The following is a 22,079-nucleotide window of genomic DNA, read 5'->3' as shown; positions in this document are numbered from 1 at the left end:
ATTTTATATCATTTTTGATTACTCCACCGTAACTGATTTTGCAAGATTTCGAGGTTGGTCAACATTTCTGCCACGCAAAACAGCAATGTAATAGGAAATTAATTGCAAAGGAATAGAAGTTAACAATGGTAAAAGTAAGTCATTTGTTCTAGGCACTTCAATCGTAAAATCTACCATTTTCGGTATTAAAGTATCACCTTCTGTTACGATAGCAATTACTCGACCTTTGCGTGCTTTTACTTCTTGAATATTTGAAACGATTTTTTCGTAAGAACTATCTTTTGTTGCGATAAATACAACAGGCATATCTTCATCAATTAATGCAATTGGCCCGTGTTTCATCTCAGCGGCAGGATAACCTTCAGCATGAATATATGAAATTTCTTTTAATTTTAAAGCTCCTTCTAAAGCAACTGGGAAGTTCAGCCCACGACCCAAAAATATGAAGTTTGATGCAAAAGTGAATAATTTTGAAATTTCCTTTACTTTATCAGCATTTTTTAAGATTTTTTCAACTTTTGCAGGAATTGCATCTAGTCCAAAAATTAATTCACGATAAAGTTGATCACTAATAGACCCTTTTTTCTGAGCAACAGCAATAGCAATTAACGTCAGAACTGTTACTTGAGCTGTGAAAGCTTTGGTACTTGCAACTCCAATTTCAGGTCCAGCATGTGTATAAACCCCTGCATGAGTGATACGAGCGATTGACGAACCAACTACATTACAAACACCTAAAATAATTGCTCCTTTAGATTTTGCAAGTTCCAAAGCTGCCATTGTATCGGCAGTTTCTCCAGATTGAGAAATAGCAATGACAATGTCTCCTTCTTTAATAATCGGATTTCTATAGCGGAATTCTGAAGCATATTCAACTTCAACATTGATACGGGCTAATTCTTCTAATAAATATTCTCCAACTAAACCTGCGTGCCACGAAGTTCCGCAGGCTACAATTACGATACGTTTTGTTTTTGCAATTTTGTCAAGATAACTTCCTAACCCGCCTAAGAGTAAAGTTGCATCAGTGGTATTAATACGTCCTCGCATCGAATCAGCTATCGAACGGGGTTGTTCAAAAATCTCCTTTAACATGAAATGTTCGTAGCCACCTTTTTCAATAGCCTCCAATTCTAACTCTACTGTCTGAATATATGGGTCTATATCTTCATTGGATAAATTCTTGATTGTCAGTTCATTATCTTTAACAATAGCAATTTCGTAGTCATCTAGATAAATAACTTCTTTCGTATATTCAATGATAGGTGTTGCATCAGAAGCGAAGAAATATTCTTCTTCTCCTACGCCAATTACTAACGGACTACCCTTTCTAGCGGCAATCAATTGGTTTGGGTTTTCTGCATCGATTATCACAATGGCATATGCACCAACCACTTCGTGAAGGGCAATTCGTACCGCTTCTTCAAGCGAACTATTTTTATTTTTTTGAATATCCTCAATAAAATTCACTAATACCTCAGTATCAGTTTGACTTTGGAACGTATAACCTTTGTTTACTAAACTTTGCTTTATTGATGCGTAGTTTTCGATAATACCATTATGAATGATGGCAAAACGTCCATTATTTGAATAATGAGGATGTGCGTTTATATCGTTTGGTTCACCATGAGTTGCCCAACGGGTGTGCCCAATGCCAATTGTTGCTGAAAGTTCTTTGTCTTTTATTTCATTTTCCAGTTCAGATACTTTGCCTTTCTTTTTATAAATCTTTAGGCCTTGACCATTAAGAAGGGCAATTCCAGCACTATCATAACCACGATATTCTAATCGTTTTAATCCTTTAATAATTAGAGGAGCCGCTTCACGATGCCCCACATAAGCTACAATTCCACACATATTTTTTGATTATTATTTTTATTTCAATGATAAATATTACTCAAATCAATAATTAAGACAGTTATAATAAATAGATTTGAATAATTGTTTGAAATACAATATTCAATCTAAAAATAATGTCATAATTATGCCATTTAGATTATTTCTATTCAAAAGTATATAAAATTTATAATATTAAAGTGGGTAGTCAATGACAATCTTTCATATAAAAATTGTTTCTGTAAATTTTTATATGAAATGATTTAGTTATTATAATAATTTAAATAATAGGAGTAATTAAAAAGATATTTTCTTAATTATTTTGATATATTTGCTAATATTGTATAGAATAATTGTGTTTTAACAGCAATTTAAATAACATAACAAATTGTTTTATTTAATAAAATAATTAAATGCGAATATTCGCAGCTTTTCTGAAAATGAATGTTATTAATCAAGTGAGATTAAATTATCAAAACATAAAAAAGGCCAATCAAACACGTTGATTGGCCTTTTTTATGTTGTTAAATATTTACTTTTTTATTGAATAATAAACATTTAGTTTTATGTTTTTGATAACCATTCTTGAAACGTCACTGTTATAAATTGAAATCGTAGAAGTAGTAGTGTTGAGTAAACTTGGTACTAAAGCAATTCCTTTTGTTGTTAGTTTGTTCGTTACAAAATCTTGTAAAAACGAAGTAAAATTAAAAGTATAGCTATTTGTTGTTGCATTATAATCCGCTACATATTGAGTTCCAGAAAGTCCGTCAAGTGCAACAAAATCAATTAAGTTACTTGTCGTTTTTTTGATTTGATTTGTGCTTTCAAGTTGTACTAATGCTACTTCTTTAGGCGTTTTATAATTGCCAGACACTTGGTCTAAATCTGGTTCAAATATCAATTCGGCCTTATTAATTGTTACATTTCCTGCTTTTTGTAGAACAGCCAATGTTGGAAAATCAAGTTTAGTTACAATTCCTAGTCCTGATTGAACAAAAGTACGATTATTAGTCAAACTTGATGACAAAGGTTGAAGTAACTGTAAATTTTGTAAAATAGTACCTTGTTTTTTCCCTTGAATTTGACTAAAACGTTGAGAATAAAATGTCAAAGGAATACTTTTTCTGTCAGTCGAGTTGGTCGTGTGATAATATAACTGTACGTAACTACCAGAAACTGATATTCCGAAAGCATTCTCACTGTTTTGGTCAGTTACAAAAGCTAATCCTTTTATTGCCGCTGTAAATTTATCAATATCAGCTCCAGTATCAGTGCCAACTAAATCATAAATTTGTTGACCTACTTCATTGGGTAATTTAAAAATCAATAAACTATCCTGAGTAGCTGAATAGGCTCTTTTTAAATCTTTGTATGTAAAAGTTTTACTAGCTAATGGAGTTGAATTATAACTCAAGACATCATCTTTTGTATATCTTTTTGATTTTACAAAATCTTCATTTAAACGATGTAGTTGAAGATTATAGTTTTTTGTAGTATCTCCATAAGCAAAACCATTATGAGCAACATATACATAGATTGAATCATATACTGTCAATCCTTTATCAGCATCAGGAAATACCAACGAAGTAAATGTTTCAGTACTCAACACAGGAAGTGTAATTTGTGCAAAAGTTTTAGCAGTGACTTCACCTAAAACAGGGTCAATATAGTGACCAACAACTGCACTTGACTGTCCAGATGTAAAAGTCGAGTCCAACATTAATGTTGAAGCATTTATTTTTACCGTGTCAGTAAAGATGGTCGTAATTTGTCCACCAGTACTTGGTGTATCAATTACAATTCCGATAGGGTCTTGACAAGAGAAAAAGAAAGCGGAAAATAGCATTATTGCTATATTCCGCTGAACGGCGAAGCGTAAATTTTTTACGCTTTTCCAAGTATTATTCAGGAACAAGTTCTGTGTAGAGGTTAAAATACGTTTCTGTAACGTTGTCATCTTCGATGCTTGCTTCGATTGTGTTTGCTGCAATTTCATTCAAAATTTTACTTAAATTTTCATTCATGTCCTCGTTGGCTTTTACAACAGAGTCGGCATATTGACAGCCTATTTTGATAAATCCTTCAAAATCCGCCGAACGTAGATTAGCTAAATTTTCGTCAGAAACGTCCATTGATTTTGCTTTTTCTACAATATCTTCGTCAAATTTATGCTCAAAAACATTGTTATAAACAGTAAAAACTGATTTTGTATCTTTGAAAACAGGGTCATTTTTGTATGTTGTTTTCAAATATAATGGAATCAAGGCTGTCATCCAATCGGTACAATGGACAATATCAGGAGCCCAACCAAGTTTTTTTACAGTTTCTAATACTCCCTTGCAAAAGAAAATAGTTCTTTCATCGTTATCATCATAGAAACTTCCTTCTTTATCTAAGAAAACGTATTTTCTGTTAAAATAGTCTTCATTATCCAAAAAATAAACTTGTAGCTTCGCACTTGGGATGGAAGCAACTTTAATAATCAACGGTTTTTCATCTTCTCCAACTGTAATATTGATGCCCGATAAACGTACCACCTCATGGAGACGATTTTTTCGCTCATTGATTGACCCAAAACGAGGGATAAGGATTCTGATTTCCATGCCTTTCTCTTGCATGGCTTGTGGAAGTTTACGAAGAAAGTCAGCTACTTCTGAAACTTGCAGGAAGGGATTTATCTCACTTGCTACGTACAGAATACGAAGTTTACGCATATCTAAATATATTGATTAGTGGGAGGTGTCTTCCAAAAAAGTATGCAAAGATACGGAAAAAACTGACAATTTGTACAATAATCTTGGAAAAACAATATTTACAGGCAGAAAGTTTTTGTGTATTTGCAAAAAAATAAATTTTTTCAGTGTTTTTGTTTGGCTTATCGTCCAAAATGAAGCTATTGTGTTGTAATCTACTAGTTGAAGATTATTCAGGTAAATTGGATGAAATAATAATTGCTTGTAGAGAAAACTTATTATCTCTACAAGCAAAAAGCAAACTAATATATTAGAGATAAATAATTACAAAGGAATATTACCATGTTTTTTACGAGGCAATGTTTTTGCTTTATTTTCAAGCATTTTAAATGATTTTATTAGTTTTTCACGCGTATCTTCAGGATATATTACCTCATCGATGTATCCTCTATGAGCTGCTTTGTAGGGATTGGCAAATTTTTCGGTGTATTCATCAACTTTATTCTTTAATTCTGCTACCGAATCTTCTGCTTCAGCAATTTCTTTTCTAAAGATGATTTCTGCCGCACCTGCCGCACCCATCACAGCAATTTCGGCAGATGTCCAAGCGTAGTTCATATCAGCACCAATATGCTTCGAATTCATCACGCAGTAAGCTCCGCCGTAGGCTTTGCGAGTAATAACTGTAATGCGTGGTACGGTGGCTTCGCAGAAGGCATAAAGCAGTTTTGCTCCATGAGAAATAATTCCATTCCATTCTTGGTCTGTGCCTGGTAAGAATCCTGGAACATCTTCTAAGACTAGTAGTGGAATATTGAAGCAGTCACAAAAACGTACAAATCTTGCTCCTTTCAAGCTTGCATTAATATCTAAAACTCCAGCCATTACCGCTGGTTGATTTCCAACAATCCCGATGCTTCTACCACCGATTCTAGCAAAACCAACAACTATATTTTCAGCAAAATATTTGTGCACCTCAAAGAAACTTCCATCATCAACCAATTGCTCAATTACTTCTCGCATATCATAAGGTTGATTCGGATTTTCGGGCATTAATTTAAGCAAATCGGGTCGCTTTTCTTGACCATTTGATTCGTAACTGACAAAAGGTGCTTGTTCTTCACAATTTGAAGGGATGTAACTAAAAAGTTTTTGAATGTTTCTGATACATTCGATTTCATTTGTGGCTACAAATTGCGTAACCCCCGATTTGCTTGCATGAGTCATTGCTCCACCTAATTCTTCCGAACTTACATCTTCATGCGTAACGGTTTTTACAACATTTGGCCCAGTTACGAACATATATGAGGTGTTTTCAACCATAAAAACGTAATCAGTGAGAGCAGGAGAATAAACAGCTCCGCCCGCACATGGCCCCATTATGGCAGATATTTGAGGAATAACTCCCGAAGCCAAAGTATTTCTATAAAAAATATCTGCATAACCTGCCAACGAATTGACTCCTTCTTGGATTCTTGCTCCTCCCGAATCATTCAAACCAATTACTGGAGCTCCATTTTGCATTGCCATATCCATGATTTTACAGATTTTTTCAGCATAAGTTTCTGAAAGCGAACCGCCAAACACAGTAAAATCTTGGGCAAAAACGTAGATTAATCTTCCCGAAATTGTGCCATAACCAGTAATAACTCCGTCGCCTAAATAATATTCTTTGTCAAGACCAAAATCTTTGCTTCGGTGCATAACAAACTTGCCAATTTCTTCAAAAGAACCTTCGTCTAATAATAATTCGACGCGTTCACGAGCAGTTAGTTTCCCTTTTTTATGTTGTGATTCAATTCTTTTTTCGCCTCCACCTAAAAGAGCTTCTTGATTTTTGCGATTAAGTAATTCTAGTTTATCGAGATTTGATTTTGTTTGCATTTTCTTTTGTTGTTCATTGAGTTGGACAAATCTAAGAAAATCTAAAACAATATGGCGAGTGTTATGCGTTCAATTTTATAATTTTGTTGCTAAATTAAAATAGAAGCTTACTGTTTTGGTATGAAAAATTTTGCAGTAAATGAAAGATAAGCTTGAAATTTGACTTGAAAAGAGAGGATTATAACCGAAATGATATGATACCATTTCGGTTATTATTTGTTTTTATAAACTCATTAAATCTTTGAATTTTATTGCTTGACGGCGAGAAATTTCGATTTTTTCGGTAGTAGTTCCTTTTTCCGTGGTTTTTAAAGTAACCAATAAACCACCCGAAAACCAAGGTTCAATTTTATCAATCCAAGCTAAATTTATAATATGTTTACGGTTTGCACGGAAGTAAATTTTGGGGTCAAGACGTTCTTCGAGACTATTTAATGACTTCAATATCATCGGTTTTTGGTCATCAAAATGTAGTCTTACATAATTACCCATCGACTCAAATAATCGTACTTTCCCGAGTTTAACAAACCAACACTTTTCTCCATCTTTTACAAAAACTTGGTCAGTTTCACCCAATAATTTGATGCCTTCTTTTCGTTCAACTTCATGAATTTGCTCTTCCTCAACACGCTGAATAGCTTCTGCCAATCGTTGCATATCAACAGGTTTCATGAGGTAATCAAGTGCATTGAATTCAAACGCTTTAAGTGCGTATTCATCGTAAGCTGTTGTAAAAATGACTTCGGGTACTTTGCCTTCGATGGCTTCAAGTAATTGAAAACCATTTTTGCCAGGCATTTGAATATCTAAGAAAAGCAAATCTGGAGAAAGTTCATCAATTAAATTCAGGGCTTCATCAGCGTTAGCGGCCTCACCGATTACTTCAATTTTTGGAAAATTTTCTAACAAACGACGTAGCTCATTGCGTGCCAAACGTTCATCATCTATAATAAGTGCTTTCATTTATAGTTTATTTCTAATAAGTGAATGATAGTTTTTAGTAAAAAACAAAGTTAGCTAGCTGCTTTAAAAGTGTTTGGTTCTACTGAAATATTATTGTTTTTCTGGTCAGAATATTCAGTTGGTACTATTATTTCGGCACAAACAGTTAGGTTATCTTCTTGATAAATTTTAAAACAAGCGTCATTTCCGTACAAAATATCTAAGCGTTGAGCTGTATTTTTTAATCCAAACCCACCAGATTCGGAGTCAGAATCCGTGCTATGTAATTGACCTGTATTTCGTATTTTTATATGCAATTTATGATTAATGATACTTGTATTGATTTCAACAAAACCCCAACCGATTGCTTTCTGAACTCCATGTTTGATTGCATTTTCAACAAGTGTTTGTAACATCATTGGCGGAACTTGAATGCCAAGCGTATTATCATCAACATCCCATTTTGTTTGTAAGCGTTCTTCATACCTAACTTTTTCTAGGGCAAGATAATCTTCCACTGTTCGTAGCTCTTCTTTGAGCGAAATAGTTGTGCGTCGGTCGGCAATCAATGAACTTCTTAAAATATTGGAAAGTTGCGTAATACCTTGCTGGGCTTTTGTAGGGTCTTCGTACACCAATGCCCGAATACTATTTAAGGCATTAAACATGAAATGAGGGTTCATTTGAGCTTTCAATACTTTTGCTTCACTTTCTTTAATTGATGTTTTTAGTCTTATTCGCTCAATTTCACGTTGTCCTTTTTCTTCTGAATAATGATAAAAAACATAAACTAAGACCCAAACTAATAATGGCTTTCCGAAACTAATAAAATATTCAATTACTAAGATTGGATTTTCAATGATTAATTGACCTGTATATTTGGCATCGAGCGGTAAATTGAGGGCCACCATAAAAGTATCCATCAAAATGACACCTAGTAAAACTCGAATAGAAAGTTGAGGGAGTGAGAGCGTAATTAAATTGTATTTTTTTACAATATATCTGAAAATATTGGTCAGAAAAATAGCTAATGAAATATTTGTTACAGCCTGAAAAATGAGCTGATTGTCATAGCCATATTGGAGTGAATAGGCAAAAACTTCATTACTAAAATTTAATGTCCAGCCAACAATTTGAAAAGTCCAATATAATTTATTTTTTCCCATGACACACAAGTTTACCGTTTAGAATCTGTCATCAAAAATATAAAATGACGATTTGAATTATAAAACTATAGGTTGATAGTCTTTTATGCAACAATATAAAAATATAGAAAACTTAAAAAGGTAAAGGTGTTTTCTACATCAAAGGAGATATGATTCGATAAACGGAAAAATTATTCAACTAATAAAGTTGACAAATGAGCAACATCATTAGATACCTCCAATTGAAACTTTTGGGTTTGGTTATGATATGAGAGTCGATATAAACAAAGATTGGTGTGCTCAAAGGTATCCATTTCAGACAAAGGCAAGTCGAGTAAATGTGTGAGAAGAATCCTAATCGCCCGACCATGCATCGCTACCAAAATAGTTTTTTCTTCCGAACGAGATAAAATTTTCTCAAAAGCAACTTTTTGGCGAACTACAACTTCTTCTGGACTTTCTCCTTGTGGAGCTGCTGGAACATCAGTTTTGCCCTTTCCCCAATTGGCAATTACCTCTAAATAATACTTATCTTCAAGATAGTTAGGTACTTTTCCTTCTTTTTCGCCCCAACTTATTTCATTTAAGCCTTCATGTTGTTCGTATGGAATACCTAAATCAATAAAGTTTTGAACAGATTGAACTGTTCGACGAAGTTTTGAAGTATAAATTTTGTCGAAATTAATATGTTGGTAAGCTTCAAAAAATGCTCTTGCTTGTGCAATTCCTGTTTCGTTAAGGTCAGAATCAATACCGCTTCCTTGAACTACCCCAATGCGATTGTATTCGGTTTCTCCGTGACGAATTAAATAAATAGTTTTAGTATGCAAAATATCAGAATTTTAAATTGAAAATTAATTAAACAAGCTTTAGTTTTAGGGCTTTAAGTAAAATAAATGCAAAATTACAAAAACTTATGCTATCACAGGATGATTCAAATTAATTTTAAGTTATTTTCAGCTTTATAATCTTCAGTTTTACAAAATAAATAAAATTATATGTTCAAGAAACACATTGATATTACTCAAAAAAACATGTTTGGAAGCACTTCAATGGCCGAACATCTTGGTATCGAATTTTTAGAAATTGGACAAGATTTCGTAACTGCTCGAATGCCAGTTGACCACCGCACACATCAGCCTTTTGGTGTTTTGCATGGTGGTGCATCGGTTGCATTGGCTGAAACTTTAGGCAGTGTTGCTTCTTTTTTAACATTAGAAAACCCAATAGCACAGCGGGCAGTTGGTTTAGAAATCAATGCAAACCACATACGTCCTGTTAGCAGTGGTTGGGTTTATGCTAAGGCAATTCCACTACATTTAGGTCGAACAACACATATTTGGGATATAAAAATTACTTCAGAAGAACAAAAATTGGTTTGTGTGGTGAGATTCACAGTGGCAATTGTAAATGTAAAATGAAACTTTGTGGCTTGATTTTTGCGAGTTATTCAGGAAGAATTTACCAATTTAACATCATTCTTGAGATGAAACAACTATTATTATTATTGCTATTGACAATTGCTTCAACATCACTTTCTGCACAAATAAAAGAAGATACCGCCCGAATGAAAAGTGATTCGGTGCAAGTAGATACGGTTTTTGGACAAAAAGAAAAACTTATGAAAGAAAGCACCAAAAAACGCAAAAAAGTAGTGGTGATTGATACAGTAAGTTATGCTCAAGAGTATAAAAGAGATGCAGTAAAACTCCAATGGGGATTGCGTGGCGGTGTCAATTTTGGAAGTTTTAATACAGTTGATATCAATAATGTTTTTCGAGTGACATCAACGGGTTTACCTCAATTTCCTATCGTAAAAGATAAATTTCTCAATAATACTCAATCGGCAGTTGGTTATTTGGGAGGGTTTTTTGTTAGAATGACTCGTGGCTCGTTTTATTTTCAACCAGAAGCTCTTTATTCACAGAAAGGAGGGAAGTTTGATATTTTACAGTCAAATGGCACGCTTTTTAAACGTGTTAATGGTTCATTCACTGCAATTGATGTTCCGATGACCTTTGGCATTCGTTTTCGTCAAGGAAGAGTTTTTGCTGGACCATTATTGTCATTTCCAATGAAATTTAATAATGAATTGGAAGAAACGCTGAAAGTTTATACTTCAAATGACCTCAAAAATGAGTTATTTAATCGACCATCACTTGGTATAAATATCGGTATTGGATTTGAATTTAAACACTTTTTCATAGAAGGTCGCTACGAAAAAGGACTGGCTAATTTTATTGATTATGAATTAGGTCCTGCTAATAATCCTAGCAATTTTCAAATGATTCCAAGTCAATTTCAGATTTCTATTGGATTGGTAAAGTAGATTTGAAGTAAAATTCAGTAAATAGTATCAATAAAAAAGGTTCATCAAATTGATGAACCTTTTTTATTGATGTTACAATGCCAAATTATTCAACGATTGGCACTTTTTCTTCCACTGGAGTATCAATCTTATCCATGAATTCTTGATAATTAGTCAATTTTTCAAACGGACGTTTTCCAATTAAATCAACTAAATCAGATTGATAAAGAATCTCTTTTTTAAGTAATTCTTGAGCGATTTTTTCTAATTCTTCTCGCTTTTCAATCAACATTGCTTTCGTGCGAACGTAGGCACTATCAATCAATTTCTTTACTTCTTCGTCAATGATTTTTGCGGTGTCTTCAGAATATGGTTTTGTGAATGACATTTCACCTTGGCCTTTTGAATCATAATATGAAACATTTCCGATTTTATCGTTCATTCCATAAATACTAATCATACCATAAGCACTTTTAGTAATACGCTCTAAGTCGCTCAAAGCACCTGTAGATATTTTACCAAAAACAACATCTTCGGCTGCTCTACCGCCAAGAGTCATACACATTTCGTCAAAAAGTTGTTCTGTTCTATACAAATATTGCTCTTTTGGTAAATATTGAGCGTAACCCAATGCAGCAATTCCACGAGGAACGATACTTACTTTTACCAATGGATTAGCATGTTCTAAGAACCAACCCGCAACTGCATGACCTGCTTCGTGATAAGCAACAATTTCTTTTTCTTCTGGAGAAATCAATTTATTTTTCTTCTCTAATCCGCCAATTTCACGATCAATTGCATCATGGAAATCTTGCATATCAATGGCTAGTTTTCCACGGCGAGCGGCTAAAAGAGCGGCTTCATTACATACGTTCGCAATTTCTGCACCAGCAAAGCCTGGGGTTTGCGTTGCTAATTTCTTCACATCAATATTGTCAGAAAGTTTCAACGGTTTCATGTGAACTTTGAAAATGGCTTCACGACCAACAATATCTGGAGCATCAACACTGATTTGGCGGTCAAAACGACCTGGACGCATCAAAGCTGGGTCTAACACGTCTGGTCGATTGGTTGCGGCTAAAATAATAATACCAGCATCCGAACCGAAACCATCCATTTCAACTAATAATGAGTTGAGTGTATTTTCTCGTTCGTCGTTTGCACCTGGCATTGACCCACGTCCTCTTGAGCGACCAACCGCATCAATTTCATCAATAAATATAATACAAGGAGCTTTTTCTTTTGCTTGTTTAAATAAATCACGCACACGAGCCGCACCAACACCAACAAACATTTCTACAAAATCAGATCCTGAAAGTGAGAAAAAAGGAACACTTGCTTCACCAGCAACAGCTTTGGCTAATAATGTTTTACCCGTACCTGGAGGGCCAACTAATAAAGCTCCTTTCGGAATTTTACCACCAAGCTCAGTGTATTTTTTTGGTGTTTTTAAGAAATCAACAATTTCTTGTAATTCTTCTTTGGCTTCTTCTAAACCAGCTACGTCGTTGAATGTTATTTTTACTTTACTATCAGCATCAAATAACGCAGCTCTTGATTTGCCAATGTTGAAGATTGCTCCACCAGGGCCACCGCCACCAGTCATTCGGCTCATTAAGAAATACATCAATCCAAGAACAACGATGAATGGTAATAATTGCCAAACCATATTCATCATATCTTGTCTTTCAACACTTTCAGGATAAAGTGTTTGGCGATAAGCTTCGTCAATTTGCGGCGTTTTCAAGAATTCACGGTATTCATTCATAAACGATTCAACCGAAACGACATCAATTTTGAGATGAGGACCGCCCGAATTGTAACGATTATTACCTAATTCTTTTTTGTATTCAGGTTTTTGCAAGGCATCACGTGTAAGCGTTACTTCTACACTGCGATTACCTTCAACTACGGCTACTTTTTCTACGTCTTTTTGTAAAATCATTTGTTCGAGCTGCTTATACTTTATAGGTGCGAGTGAAGCTGACCTAGAGAAAAGTAAAAAGCCAATAATGCCCATGATAATCGCCGCTACAATCCAGCCCTGCAAACCACCACCACTGTTGTTGGTTGGTTTTCTTTTCGGAAATTCATTACTGTTGTTGTCTGACATTTTTTTAGTTTTTCAAATTTTAATGCAATAGTTATTCATATAAAAAAATAACCTTTACAAGGTTTTTGAACTTCGTAAAGGTTCAAATATTCTAAACATTAGTTGAATACCATTTGTTGAGGTTGCTCTGGCTCCATGCTTTCTTCAATTTGAGTCAATTCGGCATCACCCCAAAGAGATTCGAGGTCATAAAATTTTCTACGGTCTTTTCTGAAAACATGCACAACCACGTCAACGTAGTCTAACAAAATCCATTCTCTGTTTTGTCTTCCTTCTTGGTGCCAAGGGTTAATTTTAGAGGCTTTGAAAACTTCTTCATCGACAGAATCAGCGATGGCTGCGATTTGAGTATCGGTGTTTCCAGAGCAAACAACAAAAAAGTCGGTGATTGCATTTTTGACTTTACGCAAGTCCATTACTATGATGTTTGTCGCTTTTTTTTCTAACATTCCGTGTACTACTAAGCGACTTAACTCATCACCAGAAAGTTCTTTAATTTCTTTCATTCAATCTTATCTTCATTTAATTTTGTGAGCGGTTCGTTGCAATTGTGATTCAATGAAAATGATGTACACGAACTTCACGAAAAATATTTTACATCAACGTTTTATAAAACGCTAAATTACTACAAAGTTGCACAATTTTCAACCCAAAACTTTATTTCTCGGCAAAAATACCATTTATCTGCCAAGTTGTCATTCAACTAACGATATTGCCGCTGAAATAATTCAAAATAAACAAGTTTTTGATGGAACAATTGTCATTACGGCTGACCAAACGGCGGGAAGAGGACAGCGTGGAAATTCATGGGAAGCGTTGCCTAATCAAAATATTACAATTTCTTTGATTGTCAAACCCGATTTTTTGAATGTTAGTCAACAATTTCGCCTAAATATTGCTGTTTCTTTGGGGATTTTTGATTTTTTGTGTAAATATTTATCTGATGGACTAAGTATAAAATGGCCGAATGATGTGTACATTGATAATCGAAAAATGGGAGGGGTTTTGATTGAAAATACACTTTCTGGGAGCAGAATTGCTTATTCAATAATTGGTATCGGCTTGAATATCAATCAGTTATCTTTTGTAGATGAAAAAGCTATTTCTCTCAGATTAGCTTCGCAAAAATCAGGGCAACAAACTGATGATTTTGAAATTGGAAAATTGATAGAACAATTGTGTGAGTGTATTGAAAAATATTATTTACAACTTAAAAGTGGCACATCGTTTAATAACCATGTTGAAGTGCAGAAAAAAAAATATTTAGAACGTCTTTTTCGCTTTCGAGAAACCCACAATTATATAAAAAATGAACAACCTTTTCAGGGGAAAATAATTGATGTGGCTGATTCTGGACATTTAATAATGGAAGTAGCCGATGAAATAGTGAAATTAGATTTTAAAGAAATTTCTTTTGTGATATAAATAATTGAAAGCCAATATTTGAAAATGGTAGTGATAAAATTAAAATATCACTACCATTTTTATTTTAGGCTCCGAATAAATTGAGGTCAATAAACTCATTTCTGAATTTGCCTTCGGGGTCATGTTTGGTCATTAATGTTTTGAAATCGGCGAGTTTTTCAATTCTTGATTGCAAAACTGAAGGTTTCAAAGTAAATATTTTTCCCCAATGTGGTCTAGGGTTGAAAGGAGCGAGGGCTTCTTCAATAAAAGGAAGAACTTTCAACACTTCTTCGGTTTCCTGCTTCCATGTAAAATGAAAAGCAACGCAAGTTTTTTTGTACATCGGACTCATCGGTAATTCGTCGCCAGCAATGGCTCGAACTTCAGTGATAAATAAATGAGGAGAAACTTTTTCGTTGAGTTGCTCGATAGCCATTAATCCTGCGTAGGCATTTTCAAAAGGAATAAAAAACTCAGATTGCAATTCTTTACCACTACTTGGCGTGAAACCCATTTTGAAATGAGGCATTCGCTCGTACCAAGGGCCAGCAACACCCATTTGTTCTGTACAATTAATGGCATCGAGGGCTTCAATTGGATGAAGGTTTTTAGTTGCAATTTTAGCACCATAAAACTCAGGAGCAATCTCTTTTATGTCTTCGGCTTTACTTTTTATCCAAACTTCACTGATATTTTTATTTTTCCAATCAGTAAATAAGCTGACACTGTATCCGATTGACATGATTGCTTCAAAATCTTTTTCCAAGGCTGCCATTGGTAAATTTTGATAAACAATTTGTTTCATCTGAAATGTTGGTTGTAAAGCCAAAGTTATTTTGGTCACAATGCCCAATGCTCCAAGATTAACGACCGCCATTCCAAATTCATCACCATCTTTTTCTTTGGATAAATTAACAATTTCTCCTTTACCATTTACAAACTCTAAGGCAACCACTGTTGATGCCAAATTTCCGTTTTTGATTCCAGAACCGTGAGTAGCTGTTGCACATGCTCCCGCTACTGAAATGTGTGGCAAAGAAGCTAAATTAAAAAGAGCGTAACCATTGTCATCTAAATATTTGCAAAGCTCACCGTATTTGATACCAGACTCGACTGTAACAGTATTTTTATCTTTATCGAGTGATATTATTTTATTGAATTCAGCGGTAGAAATTTGATTTTCGGTACTATCAGCAATTTTATTAAAACAGTGTTTTGTGCCTAAACCTCGCACTTTTTTAACTTTTTTTATGGTTTCTTGCAGTTCAGCAACTGTTTTAGGTGTATATAAATTATCTGTACTATAAGTTAGATTTCCTGCCCAATTGGTGCGAGGAGGCATTTTTTCTTTACAAGAAAATAATTGTGGAAATGCCACTCCTGCGGCTAAAACAGACGAAGTTTTAAGGAATGTTCTTTTGTTCATAGAATGTTAGTGTTTGGTAAGCTTTATAGGTTTTGCAAGGTATTTATTTTTTGACTTTTAACAATATTTTTCATAAAAAATCCTAGTTGAAGCCAACTAGGATTTTGATTTAATACTTCAGAATTTATTTTAATAAATCAAATAATTCTTTGTCTAATTGCGGTTTAACAGTGCTGACATTGTCAAAGTGCATGGTTGCTGTATTTTGTGCATTGTAAACTGGCCAATTTGGTAAACCTTTATGGTTTGGATCGCCCGTTTTTGCAAAATTTATCCAAGATTGACTTATTTTTGCTGCTAATGCATGAGCTTCTTTTGTGCCGCCAGTCATTTCTTGACAACGAGCAATGTTGTCAAATACGAATGGAATTTCCATACAATGAACAGCCTTGAATTTACCGTCTAAAACTGGCGATTGCCAATCAAATAAATACATATAAACAGGAGCTGAACCTGCCAAAGCAGATTTTTGATTTGCTTGTGAAACTGCTCCAGGTCTGAAAGTTACGTCAATATCCAACATTGAAGAAGGTTTTGTGTCATTTGGATATGCTTTTTTTACGGCTGCAATATAGGCATCAGTTTTCTCGCCATAAGATTTTTTGATGGCAGCTACTACTTCATCATAACTACTATTAGCAGGAACCGACCCTCTGAAAGGTGCAAATTCATTTTTGGTTGTTCCAATCAAAAGTGGAATGTTTTTAGATAGTTCAAATGCTTCGTTTGAAAACAATTGATAAGGCAACACTTCTCCATCAACACTTGGCCCCCAACTTAAACCAAAGCCAATAACTGGTTTGCCTTCAGCTTTCATTTTTGCGGCAACTGTTGAAAGTGCTTTTTTCCCAGCATCACTCAGTTTTTGAAATGGAAAATTTTGAATATCATCAATTTTATCAACTGAAATATTTAATTCTTTTAACACTTCAGCAGCAATCGCTTGCGTTGTACTTTTATCTAGCATATTTGCTCTAAATGCACCACTTTGATTGATAGCTTTGTGAAATAAACCTTTTGCTGAAGGCATAGCCATTAATGTATTTACTTTTGCACCACCGCCAGATTGGCCAAAAATTGTAACGTTATTAGGGTCACCACCAAAATTAGAAATGTTGTTTTTAACCCATTCTAACGCAACTTTCATATCAAGAACACTTAAATTGGCTGATTGTTTGTATTTTTCACCATAAGCCGATAAATCCAAATAACCTAAAATATTAAGTCGATGATTGATAGAAACAACTACAACATCGCCTTTTTTTGCTAAATTTTCGCCATCATAAGAAGGTAATTCTTGTGATGAACCAGCCGTAAAACCTCCACCATGAATCCAGAATAAAACTGGGCGTTTTTTTCCGTCGTTAATTCCTGGAGTCCAAACGTTGACTCTCATACAATCTTCGCTTGTGAAACCCCAGTCATGGTGAAATACAAATTCAGGCTCGTCTTGAACGTTTGTTGTTGGGTCCATGAGAGGAGCAACTGGCCCGTAAACCATTGAACTACGAACTTTTGTCCAAGCTTTTGGTTTTTGAGGAGCTTCAAAACGTTTGGCTTCAGCATAAGGAATCCCTTTGTATGTAAAGATTCCGTTGTTTATATAACCACGAACCTGCCCTGCATCAGTTGATGTAAGAGCTACGTTTTCGCCTGTTTGTAATTGAGCGAAAGCTCCAATACCGCTACTCAAGGCAAAGAATAGCGAGATGATTGTTTTTTTCATGAATTTTAAAAGTAGTTTTGAATAGTTTTGAAAGATTATTTATTGCCGTAAGCCTTATCTAAAAACAAATAACGGGCATCATTTTGTGTTTTTTCTGTACGAGATTCTGTATCAATAATCATAACAGGCGGATTTGTATCGCCAGCTTTTGCCGCCGTCCATTCTGGTAATTTCGCTCCGTTTGGATTGCCAGTTTTAATAAAATTAGCGAAATAATTAAGCATAGTTTCCGAAACTTTATAGTCGTCTGGTGTCCAAGCGTAGTCTTTAATTAAGTGAAGATTTCCCATACAATATTCGATTTCACAAGCATGTGGAGCTCCAACAGCTTTTGGTGGCTCAGGTGTATTGGCGTCTTTTTTTACCGTTCCGCCAGCCAAACCAGAAGCTAATGAATTATCTACTAATGCTGGGCGAAGTTTACTATATAAATATCGGTAAACTGGTTGTGAACTATTATTTCTGTGTAAATCGAACCATTTCCACGTGCTATAAGAAATAAAACGGTCGGACGCTAAAGCAGTTGCTGAGAGTTCAACTTCTTTTTCTGAAGAATGAGGATATAATTTCAATACTTCATCAGCATCGTTTGGATATTCTTTTTTTACTCTTGTGATAAAGTTTTCGGTTGTATAAGGCATTCCGAACATGAATGCTTGCCCAGGTATTTCGGCCGAATTCCAACCTAATAAAAGAGGAACTTGTGCTTGTTCTTTTGCATTGAAAATTTGTGGAAGCGTTTTCGGTAGAAAATAGCCGTCAAGTACTACTGGAAATCCAAAACGTTTTGATTCGTCATAAATTTCGTACACATCTCTTGAAGATAACGCTCTTAATTGTTTTAGTGTAGGAACACCCGCATTTTTAGCAAATGTAAGTCCTTCTTTTTCAGCTTCAGCTAATGTTACTGGAGCCATTGTTGGATTAATACCAGCACCACTTTCACCAATTGCACCTGCAATCAAACCTTTTGTTAATGGCGATGCCATTTGATAACTAACAGAAATTGAACCAGCAGATTCGCCTGCGATCGTTACTTTTTTAGGGTCTCCGCCAAATTGTGCTATATTTTTCTGTACCCATTTAAGTGCAGCAATTTGGTCGAAATAGCCATAATTTCCTGAACCTTTATAAGATGTTTCTGCACTTAATTCAGGATGAGCGAAATTTCCAAAAACATTTAAACGATAATTACAAGTAACAACCACAATTCCTTTTTTTGCCATGCTTTCTCCATCATAACGAGGCTCAGAACCATCGCCTGCAACGTTTCCTCCACCATAAAAATACACTAAAACAGGTAAATCTTTGGTGTTTCGTTTGGCTGGAGTCCAAACATTTAAGTAAAGGCAATCTTCACTTACGCCATTTGAGCGGGAGTTCATATCACCCCAAATTAATTTTTGCATTGGTCTTGGGCCAAACTTTTTGGTTTCTTTCACACCTTTCCAGTTTTCGAGTGCTTGTGGTGCTTTCCAGCGTAATTCACCGATTGGTGGTTTGGCAAACGGAACACCAAAATATGTTTGAATTCCAGTTTTTGTGTCGTAATTGCCTTCAATTACGCCGTTTTCAATGGTTGCCTGTATTGCAAACGCATTATTGTTTTGTGCATTTACATTAAAATTATACAACATAATTAAGGCGAATAATGAGATGATTCTTTTCATTTTTTTAGATTAAATTACTTATTGTCGCAAATTGAGACAATAATAATTGGTTTTTTAAAATAATCCTATTTATTTTTGAAAAAATTATAGTTATTTCATCATAAACTAAAAAATAAGTGGAAGAAAAAGGATATTTGCGGCATATAGCTTTCGACTCTGTAGTTTTTGGTTTTTCGGGCGAACGACTAAAAATATTAATTACGAAATACCACAATACTGGTTTATTTGCTCTACCAGGTGGTTTTGTGAATCGAAATGAAAACCTGAATGATGCAGTTAGGAGAGGGTTGAAAGAACGAACAGGACTAGATAATATTTATTTGGAGCAGTTTTATACTTTTGGTGATGTAGCTCGATACAAACCCGAAATCATGCAAACGATTCTAGAATCTAATGAACATGATTTGACAGAATTTACTTGGATGCTCGATAGGTTTATTTCGGTAGCTTATTATGCTTTAATAAATTATAATGATGTAGTGCCAACCCCCGACGCTCTATCTGATTCTTGTGATTGGTATGATATTGATAAACTTCCCGTTTTGATGCTTGACCACGCCGAAATTGTAGCAAAAGCATTACAAACACTTCGAGATAATTTGGAACGAAAGCTAGTCGGAATGAATTTACTGCCGCCTTTTTTTACAATGAACGATTTGCAGAAAGTTTATGAAGCGATTTTGGGTGAAAAACTACATCGAGGTACTTTTCAAAGAAAAATATTAAGTTTAGGTATTTTACAACGGCATGAAAAGCAATTTTCAGGAAAAGCTCATAAAGCCCCATTTTTGTACAGTTTTGGAGAATGACTATTCCGAAAAATGCTACATGAAATGACTTGTAAAATCATTTCATGTAGCAAAAATCTGTTTTTATGGCTATGTATTGGTCGGACTGATGCTCAAATCAATGGTAGCATGCAAAGGTAAACCTGTAATGGTAAGTGTAGAACCACTAAAAGTTCTCGAACCAGTAGCATTTGTACCACCCACTTCTTGCCATGTATAAGAAGCTGTAATCGAAGGGGCTACGACAACTCCAAAACTTAACTGCGTATCTCCAGAGCCTACTGATTCAAGAACTATAAGTACAACCACGCATTGATACAATTATGTGAGTAATCGAACAATAGAAAATATCGAAAGTCAGTTTAACTTATTTTATTTAAAAGATAAATAATGTATATTCTTTTGGTTAGATTTTATATTTTTATGATTACAACTATCATTCTTAAAGTAGAGAAAATTTAAATAACTGAATCTTAATTGACAATGAGACAAATATTTATCAACTTACCAGTGAAAAATGTGGAAGCCTCAATGAACTTTTACATACAATTAGGATTTACAGTTAACCCATTATTCACATTTGATGACCAAAAATGTATGGTCTGGACTGACCAAATATATGTTATGCTTCAGACACTCGAGAAGACCAAAACAGGAAATAGGAAAAATATAGCTGACCCTAAAAAAAATAGAATTGCAACATTTACACTTCCAGTAGAAAGTTTTAACAAGGTGAATGAAATTATGGAGAAAGGTTTAAAAGCAGGAGGAACCGAAACAACTGAAATTGTTGACGAAGGCTTTATGCAAATTAGAAATATTGAAGATTTAGACGGACATAATTGGGGAATAATATTTCTTGACATTGAGAAGTTTAAAAAAATGACGGGGAAATAATAATGAATTCAACAAATATAAACTGAGATATGTGCAAAATAATATTTGATAGCGGAGTTTCTCTTGACGGTTTTTGCAGGAGATAAATAAAGCCCAGCTTTAGTTCTTAATATCTAACATCATCAAAAAGCCATGTAAGGCTTCGGCGGATGAATAAAAAACTTTCCACCATCGGCAATTCCTAGCCTTTATTTGCATCGTAATGATGACCATCATTAACAACAAACTGACAGATGATTAGAATATTTCTAATAATTTTCACGACACTTATTTTGAATTTCTGCAATTCACAAAAAAGTAGTGATTCAAAAGCAAATGATATTGATTCCTTGTCAAAAGAAGTTTCAAAAGGCATTATCTATTTTTCGTTTGACAACGGACTTAGTTGGATAAATTCAAGTAATGGCTTACCAGAAAGAATTACAATTGGCTTGGGCGGAATAGACACTTCCAATCAATTCATTGGCGTTGCAACAAAGGATAATGGTGTATATATCTATAATTTTGAAAATAAGATTTGGGATAGCATTCAGACCGACAAACAAATAATAGAAGGAAATATTGGGGCATTATCAATTATTGATAATGAAATTTTCGTTGGAACTCAATTTAAAGGTATTTTTTATACGACAGACAATGGAAAAAACTGGAAAAACCTAAATAATGGATTAACTAACTTGACAATTAGACGTTTTTGTAAATTCAACAACGTCCTATACGTTTGTACTAATGACGGTTTTTATTCATTCAACAAAATATCAGACAATTGGACGTTAGAATTTGGACAAAATTCTTTGCAAACAAATGGAGCAACTCTTTATAAAGGGAGTTTTTATTTAGCAACCAACCATGGTATTTTTTCACAACAAACGGACAAATCTTGGATAAATTCATCTCCACAATTTAGTATGCACAATATTAGTTCAGACACAAACCAATTATATGCAATGTCATATAATGAATTATTATTGTCTTCAGCAGACGGCAAAACTTGGCAATCACTGCAAAATGGTTTACCAAAAGATCTTTATACTTTCAATGTACTTCAACACTATGATTTGACATTTGCCGGCCAATGGGACGGTATTTATAGAAGAACCAATGGCAACAATTTGTGGGAATTGTCAAGCAAAGGATTACCGACAAAGTTTGCGGTTACAAACTTGAAAGCGTTCAATGATATATTAGTTATTAGTACTTCCGAAAGAAAAATGAAAGAAGTAATGACAAAAGAAAAATAG

The 22,079-nt window shown here is 34.4% G+C and carries 19 protein-coding genes; 6 read left to right on the top strand and 13 right to left on the bottom strand.

The window, feature by feature from the left end; genetic code table 11:
- Window positions 1-18: 18 nt before the first annotated feature.
- The 7 genes from glmS to MJQ71_RS09390 all read right to left on the bottom strand — a co-directional run bounded on the left by glmS (window position 19) and on the right by MJQ71_RS09390 (window position 9,333).
- Entirely contained in the window at window positions 19-1,857 is a 1,839-nt protein-coding gene (gene glmS / locus MJQ71_RS09420) for a glutamine--fructose-6-phosphate transaminase (isomerizing) (RefSeq protein ID WP_238806324.1), read from the bottom strand.
- 511 nt (window positions 1,858-2,368) lie between these two features.
- On the bottom strand, window positions 2,369-3,685 hold the full coding sequence (locus MJQ71_RS09415; protein WP_238806323.1) for a DUF4270 family protein: 1,317 nt from the start codon (window positions 3,683-3,685) through the stop codon (window positions 2,369-2,371).
- Between the two features lie 55 nt (window positions 3,686-3,740).
- The gene (locus MJQ71_RS09410) at window positions 3,741-4,553 is read right to left on the bottom strand and encodes a glycogen/starch synthase (RefSeq protein ID WP_238806322.1); all 813 of its coding nucleotides are present in this window, start codon (window positions 4,551-4,553) and stop codon (window positions 3,741-3,743) included.
- 303 nt (window positions 4,554-4,856) lie between these two features.
- Window positions 4,857-6,416 carry an acyl-CoA carboxylase subunit beta gene (locus MJQ71_RS09405; RefSeq protein ID WP_238806321.1) on the bottom strand — a complete coding sequence of 520 codons (1,560 nt, stop codon included), beginning with the start codon at window positions 6,414-6,416 and terminating at the stop codon, window positions 4,857-4,859.
- 222 nt (window positions 6,417-6,638) lie between these two features.
- A complete protein-coding gene (locus MJQ71_RS09400; RefSeq protein ID WP_238806320.1) occupies window positions 6,639-7,379 on the bottom strand; it encodes a LytR/AlgR family response regulator transcription factor in 741 nt (246 codons plus the stop codon).
- 50 nt (window positions 7,380-7,429) lie between these two features.
- Window positions 7,430-8,524, bottom strand: a complete 1,095-nt coding sequence (locus tag MJQ71_RS09395) for a sensor histidine kinase (protein ID WP_238806319.1) — start codon at window positions 8,522-8,524, stop codon at window positions 7,430-7,432.
- Between the two features lie 170 nt (window positions 8,525-8,694).
- Window positions 8,695-9,333 carry a histidine phosphatase family protein gene (locus MJQ71_RS09390; protein WP_238806318.1) on the bottom strand — a complete coding sequence of 213 codons (639 nt, stop codon included), beginning with the start codon at window positions 9,331-9,333 and terminating at the stop codon, window positions 8,695-8,697.
- 168 nt (window positions 9,334-9,501) lie between these two features.
- Between MJQ71_RS09390 and MJQ71_RS09385 the strand changes: the two genes are divergently transcribed.
- Together MJQ71_RS09385 and MJQ71_RS09380 are read left to right on the top strand one after the other, a co-directional pair.
- Window positions 9,502-9,924 carry a hotdog fold thioesterase gene (locus MJQ71_RS09385; RefSeq protein WP_238806317.1) on the top strand — a complete coding sequence of 141 codons (423 nt, stop codon included), beginning with the start codon at window positions 9,502-9,504 and terminating at the stop codon, window positions 9,922-9,924.
- 65 nt (window positions 9,925-9,989) lie between these two features.
- On the top strand, window positions 9,990-10,832 hold the full coding sequence (locus MJQ71_RS09380; RefSeq protein ID WP_238806316.1) for a porin family protein: 843 nt from the start codon (window positions 9,990-9,992) through the stop codon (window positions 10,830-10,832).
- Between the two features lie 85 nt (window positions 10,833-10,917).
- Here MJQ71_RS09380 and ftsH read toward each other — a convergent pair whose 3' ends face one another.
- Both ftsH and rsfS read right to left on the bottom strand, forming a co-directional pair.
- Window positions 10,918-12,924, bottom strand: a complete 2,007-nt coding sequence (gene ftsH, locus MJQ71_RS09375; RefSeq protein ID WP_238806315.1) for an ATP-dependent zinc metalloprotease FtsH — start codon at window positions 12,922-12,924, stop codon at window positions 10,918-10,920.
- 98 nt (window positions 12,925-13,022) lie between these two features.
- Complete coding sequence (gene rsfS / locus MJQ71_RS09370; protein WP_238806314.1) at window positions 13,023-13,430, bottom strand: ribosome silencing factor; 408 nt, start codon at window positions 13,428-13,430, stop codon at window positions 13,023-13,025.
- Window positions 13,431-13,557: 127 nt separating this feature from the next.
- Here rsfS and MJQ71_RS09365 point away from each other — a divergent pair, with 127 nt between their 5' ends.
- A complete protein-coding gene (locus tag MJQ71_RS09365; protein ID WP_238806313.1) occupies window positions 13,558-14,349 on the top strand; it encodes a biotin--[acetyl-CoA-carboxylase] ligase in 792 nt (263 codons plus the stop codon).
- Between the two features lie 64 nt (window positions 14,350-14,413).
- On the opposite strand, the gene MJQ71_RS09360 is transcribed toward MJQ71_RS09365, so the two are convergent.
- From MJQ71_RS09360 to MJQ71_RS09350, 3 genes are all read right to left on the bottom strand, one after another.
- Window positions 14,414-15,757, bottom strand: coding sequence for an FAD-binding protein (locus MJQ71_RS09360; RefSeq protein ID WP_238806312.1), 1,344 nt, complete (start codon window positions 15,755-15,757; stop codon window positions 14,414-14,416).
- Between the two features lie 124 nt (window positions 15,758-15,881).
- Window positions 15,882-17,483, bottom strand: a complete 1,602-nt coding sequence (locus MJQ71_RS09355) for a carboxylesterase/lipase family protein (protein WP_238806311.1) — start codon at window positions 17,481-17,483, stop codon at window positions 15,882-15,884.
- Between the two features lie 35 nt (window positions 17,484-17,518).
- Window positions 17,519-19,153, bottom strand: coding sequence for a carboxylesterase/lipase family protein (locus tag MJQ71_RS09350; RefSeq protein WP_238806310.1), 1,635 nt, complete (start codon window positions 19,151-19,153; stop codon window positions 17,519-17,521).
- 116 nt (window positions 19,154-19,269) lie between these two features.
- Between MJQ71_RS09350 and MJQ71_RS09345 the strand changes: the two genes are divergently transcribed.
- Window positions 19,270-19,962: an NUDIX hydrolase gene (locus MJQ71_RS09345; RefSeq protein ID WP_238806309.1), complete on the top strand. Its 693-nt coding sequence runs from the start codon at window positions 19,270-19,272 to the stop codon at window positions 19,960-19,962.
- Window positions 19,963-20,031: 69 nt separating this feature from the next.
- Here the strand turns inward: MJQ71_RS09345 and MJQ71_RS09340 are convergent, their stop codons facing one another.
- A complete protein-coding gene (locus MJQ71_RS09340; protein ID WP_238806308.1) occupies window positions 20,032-20,250 on the bottom strand; it encodes a hypothetical protein in 219 nt (72 codons plus the stop codon).
- Between the two features lie 174 nt (window positions 20,251-20,424).
- Here MJQ71_RS09340 and MJQ71_RS09335 point away from each other — a divergent pair, with 174 nt between their 5' ends.
- On the top strand, window positions 20,425-20,838 hold the full coding sequence (locus MJQ71_RS09335) for a VOC family protein (RefSeq protein ID WP_238806307.1): 414 nt from the start codon (window positions 20,425-20,427) through the stop codon (window positions 20,836-20,838).
- Between the two features lie 233 nt (window positions 20,839-21,071).
- Window positions 21,072-22,079: a WD40/YVTN/BNR-like repeat-containing protein gene (locus tag MJQ71_RS09330; RefSeq protein ID WP_238806306.1), complete on the top strand. Its 1,008-nt coding sequence runs from the start codon at window positions 21,072-21,074 to the stop codon at window positions 22,077-22,079.

The sequence above is a fragment of the Emticicia aquatica genome, from assembly GCF_923079645.1.
GTDB lineage: Bacteria > Bacteroidota > Bacteroidia > Cytophagales > Spirosomataceae > Emticicia > Emticicia aquatica.
This window is presented reverse-complemented; position numbering and strand designations above follow the sequence as displayed.

Coding starts and splice junctions, on each gene's coding strand:
- MJQ71_RS09400 (WP_238806320.1), bottom strand. CDS start 7,379: ATGAAAGCACTTATTATAGATGATGAACGTTTGGCACGCAATGAGCTA.
- MJQ71_RS09350 (WP_238806310.1), bottom strand. CDS start 19,153: ATGAAAAGAATCATCTCATTATTCGCCTTAATTATGTTGTATAATTTT.
- MJQ71_RS09335 (WP_238806307.1), top strand. CDS start 20,425: ATGAGACAAATATTTATCAACTTACCAGTGAAAAATGTGGAAGCCTCA.
- MJQ71_RS09395 (WP_238806319.1), bottom strand. CDS start 8,524: ATGGGAAAAAATAAATTATATTGGACTTTTCAAATTGTTGGCTGGACA.
- MJQ71_RS09405 (WP_238806321.1), bottom strand. CDS start 6,416: ATGCAAACAAAATCAAATCTCGATAAACTAGAATTACTTAATCGCAAA.
- MJQ71_RS09380 (WP_238806316.1), top strand. CDS start 9,990: ATGAAACAACTATTATTATTATTGCTATTGACAATTGCTTCAACATCA.
- MJQ71_RS09410 (WP_238806322.1), bottom strand. CDS start 4,553: ATGCGTAAACTTCGTATTCTGTACGTAGCAAGTGAGATAAATCCCTTC.
- MJQ71_RS09415 (WP_238806323.1), bottom strand. CDS start 3,685: ATGCTATTTTCCGCTTTCTTTTTCTCTTGTCAAGACCCTATCGGAATT.
- MJQ71_RS09360 (WP_238806312.1), bottom strand. CDS start 15,757: ATGAACAAAAGAACATTCCTTAAAACTTCGTCTGTTTTAGCCGCAGGA.
- ftsH (WP_238806315.1), bottom strand. CDS start 12,924: ATGTCAGACAACAACAGTAATGAATTTCCGAAAAGAAAACCAACCAAC.
- glmS (WP_238806324.1), bottom strand. CDS start 1,857: ATGTGTGGAATTGTAGCTTATGTGGGGCATCGTGAAGCGGCTCCTCTA.
- MJQ71_RS09355 (WP_238806311.1), bottom strand. CDS start 17,483: ATGAAAAAAACAATCATCTCGCTATTCTTTGCCTTGAGTAGCGGTATT.
- MJQ71_RS09385 (WP_238806317.1), top strand. CDS start 9,502: ATGTTCAAGAAACACATTGATATTACTCAAAAAAACATGTTTGGAAGC.
- rsfS (WP_238806314.1), bottom strand. CDS start 13,430: ATGAAAGAAATTAAAGAACTTTCTGGTGATGAGTTAAGTCGCTTAGTA.
- MJQ71_RS09330 (WP_238806306.1), top strand. CDS start 21,072: ATGATTAGAATATTTCTAATAATTTTCACGACACTTATTTTGAATTTC.